Source organism: Paenibacillus sp. FSL M7-0896 (assembly GCF_037975415.1).
Classification (GTDB): domain Bacteria; phylum Bacillota; class Bacilli; order Paenibacillales; family Paenibacillaceae; genus Paenibacillus_AQ; species Paenibacillus_AQ silagei.
In genome coordinates, this window is the sequence record NZ_CP150250.1 from 4,200,368 (window position 1) to 4,212,645 (window position 12,278).

Annotated in this window: 13 protein-coding genes; 4 read left to right on the forward strand and 9 right to left on the reverse strand. The window is 46.0% G+C overall.

Going from position 1 to position 12,278, the window contains the following annotated elements; all coding sequences use genetic code 11:
* Nucleotides 1–86: 86 nt before the first annotated feature.
* The 5 genes from MKY12_RS18085 to MKY12_RS18105 form a co-directional block, all read right to left on the reverse strand.
* Entirely contained in the window at nt 87–1,646 is a 1,560-nt protein-coding gene (locus MKY12_RS18085) for an IS1182 family transposase (RefSeq protein ID WP_339311327.1), read from the reverse strand.
* Between the two features lie 318 nt (nt 1,647–1,964).
* Nucleotides 1,965–2,402 (reverse strand): type II toxin-antitoxin system PemK/MazF family toxin, encoded by a 438-nt coding sequence (locus tag MKY12_RS18090; protein ID WP_339249125.1) that lies wholly within the window; start codon nt 2,400–2,402, stop codon nt 1,965–1,967.
* The gene (locus MKY12_RS18095; RefSeq protein WP_339249126.1) at nt 2,375–2,578 is read right to left on the reverse strand and encodes a hypothetical protein; all 204 of its coding nucleotides are present in this window, start codon (nt 2,576–2,578) and stop codon (nt 2,375–2,377) included. Before MKY12_RS18095 ends, MKY12_RS18090 begins: the two co-directional genes overlap by 28 nt.
* Before the next feature lie 289 nt (nt 2,579–2,867).
* Nucleotides 2,868–3,188: a DUF6809 family protein gene (locus tag MKY12_RS18100; protein WP_339249127.1), complete on the reverse strand. Its 321-nt coding sequence runs from the start codon at nt 3,186–3,188 to the stop codon at nt 2,868–2,870.
* Between the two features lie 228 nt (nt 3,189–3,416).
* Nucleotides 3,417–4,703, reverse strand: a complete 1,287-nt coding sequence (locus MKY12_RS18105) for an amidohydrolase (RefSeq protein WP_339310209.1) — start codon at nt 4,701–4,703, stop codon at nt 3,417–3,419.
* A 78-nt stretch (nt 4,704–4,781) separates the two neighbouring features.
* Between MKY12_RS18105 and MKY12_RS18110 the strand changes: the two genes are divergently transcribed.
* Nucleotides 4,782–5,777 (forward strand): MerR family transcriptional regulator, encoded by a 996-nt coding sequence (locus MKY12_RS18110; protein ID WP_339310210.1) that lies wholly within the window; start codon nt 4,782–4,784, stop codon nt 5,775–5,777.
* 65 nt (nt 5,778–5,842) lie between these two features.
* Here MKY12_RS18110 and MKY12_RS18115 read toward each other — a convergent pair whose 3' ends face one another.
* Together MKY12_RS18115 and MKY12_RS18120 are read right to left on the reverse strand one after the other, a co-directional pair.
* Nucleotides 5,843–6,571, reverse strand: coding sequence for an SDR family oxidoreductase (locus MKY12_RS18115; protein WP_339310212.1), 729 nt, complete (start codon nt 6,569–6,571; stop codon nt 5,843–5,845).
* Between the two features lie 131 nt (nt 6,572–6,702).
* Nucleotides 6,703–7,599, reverse strand: coding sequence for an AraC family transcriptional regulator (locus MKY12_RS18120; protein WP_339310214.1), 897 nt, complete (start codon nt 7,597–7,599; stop codon nt 6,703–6,705).
* 276 nt (nt 7,600–7,875) lie between these two features.
* On the opposite strand from MKY12_RS18120, the gene MKY12_RS18125 reads away from it, so the two are divergent.
* Both MKY12_RS18125 and MKY12_RS18130 read left to right on the forward strand, forming a co-directional pair.
* Complete coding sequence (locus tag MKY12_RS18125; RefSeq protein ID WP_339310215.1) at nt 7,876–8,226, forward strand: hypothetical protein; 351 nt, start codon at nt 7,876–7,878, stop codon at nt 8,224–8,226.
* Between the two features lie 311 nt (nt 8,227–8,537).
* On the forward strand, nt 8,538–9,443 hold the full coding sequence (locus MKY12_RS18130; RefSeq protein ID WP_339310216.1) for a serine protease: 906 nt from the start codon (nt 8,538–8,540) through the stop codon (nt 9,441–9,443).
* A 233-nt stretch (nt 9,444–9,676) separates the two neighbouring features.
* Here the strand turns inward: MKY12_RS18130 and MKY12_RS18135 are convergent, their stop codons facing one another.
* Nucleotides 9,677–10,255 carry a TetR/AcrR family transcriptional regulator gene (locus MKY12_RS18135; RefSeq protein ID WP_339310217.1) on the reverse strand — a complete coding sequence of 193 codons (579 nt, stop codon included), beginning with the start codon at nt 10,253–10,255 and terminating at the stop codon, nt 9,677–9,679.
* Nucleotides 10,256–10,425: 170 nt separating this feature from the next.
* On the opposite strand from MKY12_RS18135, the gene MKY12_RS18140 reads away from it, so the two are divergent.
* Nucleotides 10,426–11,412: an NADP-dependent oxidoreductase gene (locus MKY12_RS18140; RefSeq protein ID WP_339310218.1), complete on the forward strand. Its 987-nt coding sequence runs from the start codon at nt 10,426–10,428 to the stop codon at nt 11,410–11,412.
* Nucleotides 11,413–11,819: 407 nt separating this feature from the next.
* Here MKY12_RS18140 and MKY12_RS18145 read toward each other — a convergent pair whose 3' ends face one another.
* Nucleotides 11,820–12,278 (reverse strand): DUF6756 family protein, encoded by a 459-nt coding sequence (locus MKY12_RS18145; RefSeq protein ID WP_339310220.1) that lies wholly within the window; start codon nt 12,276–12,278, stop codon nt 11,820–11,822.

The following is a 12,278-nucleotide window of genomic DNA, read 5'->3' on the forward strand; positions in this document are numbered from 1 at the left end:
TGTCCCAAAAGTAGATACTCTACTGGTGGGGAAAAATTCCATGCCTTCTTAAAGGATTAATTTGTAAGAAAGGGAGCGATTCTCCGTTATTGGAGGATCGCTCCCTTGCGTTTCTGGTCATTCGCTGCTTGCTTCAGCAGGTTGTGAGCAAGCGAAAGCCAACCGACCTCTAGCGTCACTTTTTCCATGCCGCGAAGCAGAAAGCGCCGGAAGCCCCGGTTATTTTTTAATTGTCCAAATACACTTTCCGGCTCCGTCATTCGACGTACGGCCAATAGATAGCCTTCCTCGCTTCGGAGGATTTCTTTCGCCTGTTTCTGGTATCTAAGCCGCTCCAAACTGACTGCGATTTCCCGGTTTCCGCTTCCCTTCGTGCAGTTTTCTTTTAGCGGACAACCTCCGCAGCTTTGACTTTGGTAATGACGCTTCTTAATTTCGTATCCACTCTCTGTGGTTTCCTTGCTCTCTCGTTGGAAATACAGCGGGTGTCCAGCTAAACACGTCCAGCGATCCTCGGATCCGTCGTAGGTCCAGTTCTCGATTTTTCCGACGTCGGCTTTCCAGGCTTTACTCTTTTCTTTGTGGTAGGTGCTGTATTTCACGACGGCCTGTATCTCGCTCTTTTCCAGATAGGCGTAGTTTTCTTCACTTCCATAGCCGGCATCTGCAATGACCGTCTTTGGAAGTTTTCCGAGGAATTGCTTTGTTTTTGCCAGATGTGGTTCTAAACAGCGGGTGTCACCCGGTCTTTGATGTAGACTGTAGGTTAAAATAAATTGGTTTTCGGTCCCGATCTGTAGATTGTAACCTGGCTTCAGTTGGCCATTTCGCATGTGATCTTCTTTCATCCGCATAAACGTTGCCTCGGGATCGGTCTTGCTGAAACTGTTCCGGTCCCCAAGCAGCTTTTGATATTGTTCGTACTTCTGCAGTCGAGGGAGCAAATCCTTACGCAACTTCCCAACCGTCTTTTTTAGGGGCTTGTCTTTCGGTTTTTCGGCAAGCTGAGCTTCAAGCTTTTGCACGGCTTGTTCGAGTTTCTCACTGTCCATTTGCGAACCCGTGCTGAGTTCAGCCAGATCTTTGCCCTGATTCTCTTGTTCTTCCTGCTCTTCCGCTGCTTCAATGTCAGCGAATAGGGCCTGTACCTTATCTTGCAGTTTCGCTTTGTGTTTGCTGACCGCTTTGCTCCAGACAAAGGTGTAGCGATTGGCATTCGCTTCGATCTTAGTTCCGTCCACAAAATAATGCTCCAGAGACACGTATTTTTCGTCAGCCAGAAACTGAAGCACGGCGGTAAATACCGTTTCGAGGACCTTTCTCATCCGCTGGGAACGGAAGCGATTCAGCGTGCGGAAGTCGGGTCGCTGCCGTCCGGCCAGCCACATGAAGGGAATGTTCTCCCGGACCGCTTTGGCGATTTGGCGAGACGAATAGATTCGCTGAGTGTAAGCGTAGATGATGACTTTGGTGAGCATTTTAGGATGGTAGCTGTCACGGCCGCCGCCGGGATAGGCCGCGTCAAAAATGGCGTTGTCCAGCCGATTGACGGCGGCATTCACGACGCGAACGAGGTGATTTTCCGGGATATCTTCTTCCAGATCCATTGGCAAGCAAAGCTGGTCCATGGTATATTGAATGTACAAAAGAAACCTCTCCTTTGAAATGGTTGTGTGGTAACTCCATTTTAACAAAAGAGAGGTTTCTTTTTGTGATTTTAGAAAGATTTGAAGAAACTTTTCCCGCTTAAACAGCGGAGAGGACGGAACGACCCGCGCAAAAGCGGCAGCGGTCGCCTTGGTCTCCGGATTTTCACCGCTAAGGGGAATGAAAAAAATCTGGAGACCACAGCGATTGAAACAACGGTCCGTTCGCGAAGCGTCCACCCAAGTGCTCACGTTGATCCTACTCCAAAATAAAAAGCTGTCCCAAGCAGCCATTTCATGGCTTTTGGGACAGCCCCATTAAGTATTCGTAGTGCGATTATTTTTAGAGCGAACACTGCGAGTATTTTTGATTTGTTCCAAACACTTCTCATACTCTTCTGTTTTCTCAATAACTTTAATCCAATCGTCTTCCTGTAATGGACCTATGTATTTAGCATTTTCTATGTCTTCTCTATCAACAATTTTAGCTTGATTGATAACTATCCAGGATTTCTTCTTTAGAGGGATCTCTCTCCACTCTTCAATTCCCACCTTCCAGTAATCCCCCTTATGTCTTGGTGGATCATTCGGAGATGAACCTGTAATAGGCAAACAGTATACATCATCTTCATCAACGAATACGACAAGATTCGGCCTAAACTTTCCATCGGTTGGATCTTGTTCGTATTCGCGGTAAATTTCGTATATGTCTTTAGGTAGAATAAGCATTATTTCTTCTTGTACCCCTCTGCCCATGATACATGCTCAGGATTATTTCGATCCAATACTATCTTTCCATCTTTTCTAGGCAATCGTTTAGCGGTTTTAAGGAAAGACTTACTAATACCTTCAGATGTTTTATTCACTTTTGACTGATCTCCAGTAATTGCACCCATGTCTTTTTCCTCCTTATCCTTTTCTTCTTTATCCACATTCCCCACCTCCTAATATATACATATTAGAAGATATCGAATGCAGAGTCTGTCTGTTCTAACTGTCTTAAAATGATAGATTTGAAATCTATCAAAACAAGAAATTGTCTACACTTGTTCAAGATTGTCTTCGATTGTCTATAATTGTCCAGTAATTATAACACGTAATACCATAATAAACCATATGCCGAGCGTTAGTTCGTGAAAGATTGTATTATAGAATGTTCAAACTATTTCTCTAACTACCGAAGCTGCCTATGCCCCGGTTCCTTCACTGCTTATTTATGCCTTAGTGATTAGACTCCCTCTCGCCAAAAACCTCAATCATTATTAACGCACCTATTTTGTAGCCTTGGATAAAAGATAATGCCGAATGCAGCGAGCAGGATTCACTATGTAGCTCCAGCAGTTCCTCTACCTGATCAAAATCTGCTTCGGGTAGTCTCTCTTTAAGCATCTCTAATGAATCAATAATCCGCTGATTGATCCTTCGCGACTCAGGATCGTTTGGGTTCATCCGCTCATTGGGGCGCAAACTCCCATAATATAAATCCTCTAAAATAATGATTTTCAGGCCTCCTTTGAATGTGATGCGAATACTTGTGGACAATAGCGATCCTCTATACCAAGTTTACTTGATAAAGCGGGTATATATTGTTTTTTATGCAGTATTCGCATAGAATCACAACCTCAACAAAAACAAGACCATATGCCGATGTTTAAAGGAAATTAAATATATAGCTAGTGCGGCGCTTCATTAAGCTAACGGGCAGTTTAACGCAAAATTAATCAATGAAAAACGCGGACATGATCTGCCCGCGTTTTAAATATTCAGGAATTAGATGTCTTTAACGATACGCTTAGAGCGCAGCGATACTTGCTCCAATAACTCGTCTTCATCAATCGTGAGCAGTTGACGGCCTTGCATTAACACTTTTCCGTTAACGATGGTGGTGTCCACGTCAGCACCGTTAGCGCAGTATGCGAGCAGTGAATAGAGGTTGTGTATCGGCTGCAAGTGGGGTTTTCTCATATCAATCAAGATGATATCTGCCTTCTTCCCGATTTCGAGCGTGCCCACCTCATGGGCGATGCGGAGCAACTGCGCACTTCCAGCCGTCGCCATGCGAAGAGCATCCATTGCGGGAAGCTTCGTGGGGTCCCCGTAATCCAACTTTTGCAGCCATGTTGCTGCCCGGATCTCCTCGAACATGTCTAACGTGGTGGCGCTGCCCGCCCCATCCGTGCCTAAGCCTATCGTAATCCCTTGGTCAGCCATATCCTTGATCGGCGCTATGCCGCAGCCAAGCTTGAGATTGCTTACTGGATTATGGGACACTCCGCCCCGCATACTCTTCAGATAACCGATATCACGGCGATTTAGATGCACGCTATGTGCGAGGAGCACATGCGCCTGTTCAAACAGACCGAGGTGATACAAATATTCGGTTGGGGTCTGATTATACTTTTCCCGAATCTGAATGACCTCCTCTTTCGTTTCGGCTAAATGAGTATGTAACGGTATGTCCTCCTGCTCCGCTAATTCGATAAGCTCTCTAAAGGGCTGCGGAGGAACAGTGTAAGGGGAATGCGGACCTAGCATGGTCGTGATTCTGCCTTCCGCTGCACCGCTCCAGCGACGAACGAGATCAAGCGCCTCGGACATTCGCCGCCCTCCGTCATTTTCGAGGAAGGTGAGCCCCCGTGTTAAAGAAGCCCGCATACCAGCCTCTTCTACCGCTGCCGCGATTTCATTCATGTGAATGTACATGTCGGCGAAGGTTGTCGTACCCGATTTAATCATTTCCGCCATCGCGAGCTTTGCTCCCCAGTAAATATCCTCTGGAGTCATGCGTGCTTCAGCAGGGAGCATTTTCTGGTTCAACCAATCCATAAGCTTCAAATCGTCGGAAAATCCCCTCAATAAGCTCATAGGGGTGTGTTGGTGAGCGTTGATCAGCCCTGGCATTGCTGCCATACCCCCGCCATGAATGATCACATCTGCCCCAGTAGATATAATGGACTGAATGTCCGCTATGCGGTCCCCATCGATAAGAATATCCCCGATATAGGGTTCCTCGTTTCCCATGGTTAAGATGGTCGCGCCTTTGATTAACGTCTTCATCGTGACAGCCTCCTTTTCTAGGGTTTATACTAAACCTTGACGTTAAGTGAAGGTCAAGATGATAAAGGAGTCTAGCTCATGAAAATAAAAGAAGTCGCTGATATGCTGAAAATATCGCAGCGCGCGATTCGGTTTTACGAAGCCAAAGGTCTCATTGCTCCTTCCAAACAAGCTGACAATCAGTATCGGAGGTTTGACGAAGAAGATATTTGGCGCTTGCAGACAATCATCGCACTCAGGGAATCGGGAATGCCGGTTAGTGAGATTCGGACTGCACTGCTAGATATCGAAGCCCAAGGAAACAGTCAATTACGATATTTGTTGGAGCTCCAGCGGTCCGTCATGTTCACCAAGTGGGTGGAAATGCAGCAGATTATCGAGACAACAGACCAGATGATTGAAACCCTTAAGAAAGATCATACCCTTCCGCTTGACGACATTTACATTCTGGCAGAAGGTTCGAGAAGACTGAGGGAACAACGGACATGGAAGGATAAATGGGGGTATGACCGCTTGGCCGGCGTTCACGATCAGTTGGTTCAAGAGGACACACGGAAATATGGGGACTATGATGAGGCGCTGCGGCTCGTAGTGAAATGGGTCTCAGCAATGCGTGGAGAACGTGGATTGGATATTGGAACGGGGACAGGGAATTTGGCTGGTCGACTGATCCATGAAGGCGCGGTGATGGCTGGGGTGGATCAGTCCAACGAAATGTTAAAGGAGTGTCAGCGCAAATTTCCCGAGATGGAGACCAAGCTTGGCAATTTCCTGGCACTTCCGTACCTTGACGGGAAATTTGATTTTATTGTTTCAAGCTTTGCCCTGCATCATCTGACAAGTGACCAAACGCTGTTTGCTGTTCAGGAGATGCGCAGGGTATTAAAACCTCACGGACGGATCTGCATCGCCGATTTGATGATTGCCGGGGAAGGCAGCACAGCGCATGAAGGTGATGAGGATTCTGTTCTGCTCCCCAAGCTCATTGATTTATTAGAGGATAGCGGATGCATCACGAAGCACGTTAAAGTAAATAAACTGTTGCATGTTGTTTTAGCAGTACCTATCCGGTAAGCCAAAAAGCTTACCCCTGCGTCAAGGTTCACCGTATTGTAGGTGATTTACAACAACGCCCCTTTTTACCAAGCCACAACTCCCTGCTCATCAAAAAAGCCGCCAGTTGGACCATCACTAGCTATTGTGGCAAGCTCCACTACAACGGAAGCTGCTTGTTCGACTGAACGATAGCCACTATGACCATTTAAATCGGTAGCTGTAAATCCAGGGCAAACGGAGTTGATTTTAATAGGAGAATCGCTTAATTCTTTAGCAAAGGAAACGGTTAAAGCATTTACAGCCGTTTTAGAACTATTGTAGGCGAGCGAATTCGCATTATAAAATTCCGACGTTGAGTCTGAATTCAAGGTTAAGGAGCCTAATGCGCTGGAAAGATTAACGATTCTTCCGGCAGAAGAATTTCTGAGCAGTGGAAGCATTGCTTTAGTGACAGAAAATACACCGAAAACGTTTGTCTCATAGGTACTCTTGAGAACAGACAATTCCAGTTCACTTGGAGTGGTATTTTCTTCGAAAAACACGCCTGCATTATTAATCAAGATATCAAGCAATCCATACTCTTGCTCAATCCATTCTGCTGCGGAGAGAACGGAGCTGGGGTACGTGACATCAAGCACCACTGTTTTAGCTGTAATTTTCTCCTTTTCCAATAACGTTACGGCCTCATGTCCTTTATTTTCACTTCTTGCTCCTACTAAAATCTCATACCCCATAGTTCCCAATTGTCTCGCTGTCTCAAAACCGATACCTTTGTTTCCACCTGTAATGAATACGATCTTAGATTTATTCATAAAATTGCCTCCCTATTCTTGTTTTAATACGGCTGCGTTTACCGCATGAGATAAGAATATCAAGGAGACGAATACATTTCTTTGCCTACAAGCTCATTCTATTTGTTTATTTAGCTCATTTTCAAGCCCCTTTAGGCATCCTTCTCCAACCTCAGCTGCCGTCTAAACTCTGAAGGTGGAAGTCCGAATCTTTCTTTGAATACTTTGGAAAAGTGAGCGATATTTTCGAATCCGGTCGTAAAACAGATATCCGTAACAGATAACGCTGTTTCCGCTAACAGTGCCTTGGCTTTATCCAGCCTTCGATTGCGAACCCATTTGAGCGGGGAGGTGTTGTATATGGCTTGAAAATCCCTTTTGAACGCCGCCAGGCTTCTGCCGGACAAATAGGCCAAGTCGTTAAGGGAAACGGGATTCATGAAGTTCTCCTCCATGATCTTTGTGATGCTGCCTCTGTCCTTGCTTATGGGTTGCATCATTTGAAGCAACAAACGATCATTCGAATCTGCTATATGAAACAGCAATTCCATCAGTTTCACACGAACCAGTCCTTCTTTGACGTCGTCAGGGTTCTCGAAATAGGGTTTTAACGACTCGATATAGCTTCCAATGCGGTCATTGATCGGAAAGACTGTTATCGGAACAACATCATTCACGGGATAAAGCGGGTTTAAACCGGCTAATTTGAGAAATTCATCCACTATCTTCTCGTTCAGGAAAAACATCATATAGTCGAGGATGTATTCGGAATCGGGTTCACCCGCTTTCTCGTACTCGACTCCCATCGATTTATGAATAAACATCATTTCGTTGCTTCGCATCATATATTCTTGATCACCGAAGCGAACGGTATAGATACCCGACTTGACGATTAGCTGAAGATGATCCTGCAAAAAAAAGGTTCCTTTTATGCCTTGCGTGTAAAAGCAGATTTCGATAACGGACATCCCATCCAGCTTCAAGCTCCCTTTTTTATTCGGAAACTTTACCAGTTCATTAGGCACCTTGACCATTTTGCTTGATCTCATAGTCATGGACGTCCCGCCCTACTTGTACCTGCGATTGCTCTAGTTTCCATTTCTTAATCATCCTTTCGGTTATGCCAGTCTGCGCTTACGTTTCAACACTTATCCTTTTAGTATAACTGGAACCCGGCGAGAATACTTTGCTGAAAAGCTCAAACGACTTGTTCATTTAGCTCCAAACGAGCAAGTGCTATAATAGAATGAAAATCAAGGATTAGACTGTGAAAATGTGGGTATGTATTGTTATCACTAACCAGCACAAAAGGGGAGAAATAAAGCATGGGAGTTTCTGTTTATTACACTTGTACGAGAAATCATAACCTTACGGGCAGTGAGGAGCAGGAGATCAGGGCCATCATTGATAAATACAATGCGGGTTTTGAAATGAAGGATATTGGAGAAACATTTTATGTTTATGACTATGATCAGGATGAACCAACGGTGATCTTTGCAGGTTCGACAAAGCTGCCCCTTTCAGACAATTTTGAAGATACATTGCAGGCGTTGTTTTATTGGTTGGCCTGTTTGACGGATATTAGAAGAAGTATTTCTAGTGGGGATTGGCATGTGCATCTAGATGATACGGATGCTGTTTGGGATGAGGAAACGGGTTGGAAAATGCCGGAATAGTAGCTTAAGCAGGTGATTAGGTGCTTATCTGGTTGCATATTGTTCTTCCCATATCATGCTTTTTATTTCTTTTAACTTTGTGCTCCTGTTTAAGAAGCTCCGTGACAGGAAAGGGTTTCTATGTGAAATATCATTCTGGCGTCAGTTGGAGAAGCTGGAAGAGTATAATTTATGCCTTTTTGTTAGCAGACGAAATGCGATTGGAGTCAAAATCGTGTTTCGTCTTTTTCGTATGCCATCTACATATCCGCAGACTGACCGTCACAACATGTCTCACTCCTCAATAGTATAAAACTAAAGGGGGAGTGAGTATGACTCGATGGGCTAGCAGATTCCTCTCATGCTTACTGGCTGTTGCGGTTCTAACACTGGGCATCCATATCGCCGCAGCTTCTGCTGTCAGCAAAGTGTCCATTACATCCACGACGGTCACCAAATCCGGTATCAAGGTCCGGCCTTACACCAGTAACCCGGCATTATCCAAGGAGCAGCAAGAAAAAGCGTATCGTAATTACAAAAATCTGACACGTGTCGTGATGATAGAAAAGTATGTACTGTCCGGTCAAGGGACCAAGACAAAGATTGGCATTGGTGCAGGCTTCATGTTACCTGGCGGATACATTGTCACTAATAATCACGTGGCCCCCGCCAGCTATAATGGGAAGAAATTACGCTTCCAAATTACTTTTTATGCGCAAAAATCGGACGGGTATCTGCTTGGCTCACTAGTGGCAACAGATCTCAAGGAAGACCTCTCCCTGCTGAAAATTGACGCTACAAAAATCCCCAAGACCTATCAAGACAGCTATTTCAAGGAGTTCAATCTTGTGCCAACAGCCAACGAAAAGGTGACCGTCATCGGACACCCTACTAAGCCAATAGGAAATTCAGACACTCGAAATACCAAGAGGTACACCTGGACACCGCTCTACGGAACATTCACCGCCGATGATGTGGCCGTTATCCGGAAATCGAAAAATGCATCAACACCCGATGTATACACGCACTCCATGGAATTCAAGGTGCAGACCTGGCCCGGGAATAGCGGCAGTGCCGTCATAGATTCGAGCGACAAAATAGTCGGCATAATCTCCTCCACGATCCTCGGTGAACCCCGGTCCTTTGCCACCAGTTCGAAGCTTATCTTGCAGTTCATAGAGAACAACCATTTGTCTGAAGCCATTTTTGGACACGCCGCTGACGGAGGTAAGAGTTAGTTAGATGTATAGATCAAAAGCGGGACTCTTCATGAGCCCCGCCTTCGTGGTTATACGTATGTGGCTGCGGAAGTTTGCAAAGGCGACCTGCGGGAATTCTGTGGAACAAGTATGAGTAAAGTATATGAAAATAGCGTTATAGTATGTGAACGGTGGCAACGTCCTTGCCTGCCCACAGATTGAAACTGTAACCCGATGCCATGTTATTAGAGCTTGTGCGTGTCTAATGTCGTTCATGGGTTTTCCAGCCCCAAACCGTGCATTACATAGGGTCGAGCAACGTCTACGAGCACATCGGGCTGATTATTCTCCCCGGCATTTAACCAATAATGTGCAGCGCCATAGATGGCTGAACCGGTCATGGCCGCCATGATTTTGATATGATGAATGTCCGCCCCATGGCAGGTATCCCCCTTCATAAAAATGCTTTCTATGGTTTGCTGCAGCATTTTCTTTATTTTGTCATCGACCAGCTTAGCCATCGGATTGGAATCTATTCTGCAGATCCGGTAAAAATCTATGATGTATTGGTGCGTCATTATGATCAGCTGGTCACATATATCGTTCGTAAACTCCTGTGCATTCACCACTTGCTCTGGAATCCTCTCATGAAAAGCCTGTTCTGTGACTTCGTCCAGCAAAGCATATTTATCTTCAAAATGGGCATAAAAGGTGGCGCGGTTAATGGTTGCCTCCTGAGCGATGTCCTTGATGGTGATTGCATCAAAGCCTTTTCTCTGCAACAAATCTCTGAACGCTGTTCGAATTAACTGTCGTGTGCGCAACACCCTCGGATCTTCCTGATTTACCATCCCTATATCTCCTTGTTAAACATCAATGTTCGCAATGTGTTGCCTATGCAACGTTCCTCTAACTCTGGCGGTTGAACTCTCAAGCACGCAATATTATCATCTTATCAAACAGGTGTTGCTTAAACAATCTGTGAATAATACTTATTGTTAAATTTATGAGGAGGATCATCATGAAAGCTATTGCTTTGACAAGCTTTGGAGTTCCCGAAGTGCTAGAGGAACTGGAAGTACCCGTTCCCGCACTCACCGACACACAGGTTCTCGTCGAAATGCGCGCCTCATCCATCAATCCCGCAGATGTTCTATTTCGCAGCGGTGCAATTCTTGAGAGTCCGGTGGCCGATAAATTTTCGAATCAATTTCAATTGCCGCTTGTTCTTGGTAATGAAGTAGCCGGCATTGTTAAAGAGGTTGGCGGGAAAGTCCGGCATTTCAAGCCGGGGGATCGTGTCATGGGCATGATTCCGCGAGGTTCCTACATGGACTATGTTGCCGTGGAGGAGGATCTCCTGGCCGTTATTCCTGAGAGTCTCTCCTTCGAAGAGGCTGGCGCCGCGCCTGCGGTTGCCCTGACCGCCTGGCAAGCGCTGTTTGAGCATGGCCATCTTCAACCGGGTCAACGTATTCTTGTTCAGGCAGGTGCAGGAGGCGTGGGACATGTGGCGGTCCAGTTGGCCAAGCAGCATGGAGCATATGTTATCGCAACCGCGAGGGACTATAATCATGATTTTGTCAAAGGGCTCGGTGCAGACGAGGTGATCGATTATACAAAAGCCGATTTCACTACCCTAATCACAGAGCCTGTTGATTTTGTTTTGGATTCTGCTATGGACCCATCCAGTTTCGGTACCGGGTTACCGGGAGAGATCGGAAGGAAGAACTACTCGGTCATCAAGGATGGCGGGACCTATATTTCATTGGTGGCATTCGCGCTCAATGAATACCCGAAGGTCCGCGGCATTAACGCCTATTTCTTCCAGGCAAGAGCTAACCGTACTGATTTTGAATCCATTGTCCACCAGATGCAAGAGAATAAATTGAAAATCCATATCCATGAGGCTTATCCCTTCACTGCCCAAGGCCTTCTTCAGGCGTATCGCAAAAGTGAAGAGTCAACCAAACGGGGGAAAATCATCATATCAAAAAATCTTGGATAAATGCCATGCCTGCCGGGATGGGAATTTGTAATCTGCATGAAGGGGCTGTCCCAGAAGCCATGAAGCGGTTGCTTGGGATAGCTCTTTATGCTGGAGTAGATTCGGCGTGAGCACTTGGGGAGGGGGACGCTCCGATTCGGGCCTCAGGCCTACGTGTGTGCAAATGTATGCTGTTTTCCACATACATTCCCCCCACGCGCCTTCAGCGAACCTATTGTATGCTGTTTTCCACATACATTCGCCCCACGCGCCTTCAGCGAGTCCATTGTATGCTGTTTTCCACATACATTCGCCCCACGCGCCTTCAGCGAGCCCATTGTATGCTGTTTTCCACATACATTCAGGCCTCAGGCCTGCGCGTCAGCAAATGTATAAAAGGAGCTGTCACTTTTGGGACAGCTTCTTTCCTATCTCATCCATCGCTCAATGATCAGCTGGCCGCTCAGGTGAAGCATGTCATGGTGATCTTCGCAAAGGAGCCATTGAAGCTTTTTGGAGATCAGGTAGTATTCATTGAGGTGGCATAATTCAGGGATCACCTGGAGAATCGTCGCCGTCTTGCCCTCATACAGCCATAGCTTATCATACCGGTCCTCGGCAATGAACCAGATGGAGTCATCTTGGATGATGTCTCTTAGTTTAGAATAATCTTTGGCTGTGAAGCTGGCGCTAAGCCGGGGTTCCTGCAGCCGGTTCCAGCCCCAGTGTAATCCCTGCGTATGATGGGTCTTCACCAGAAACCGTTCTTCAATCTCTCTCAAAATGCGTATCCACTTGTCTTTGCCGACTTCAAATAATCCGCACCGGTCCAGCTTCAGCGTCTTGATTAGTTCTTCGATCTCTGTTCGGACAGATAGGGGATTCAC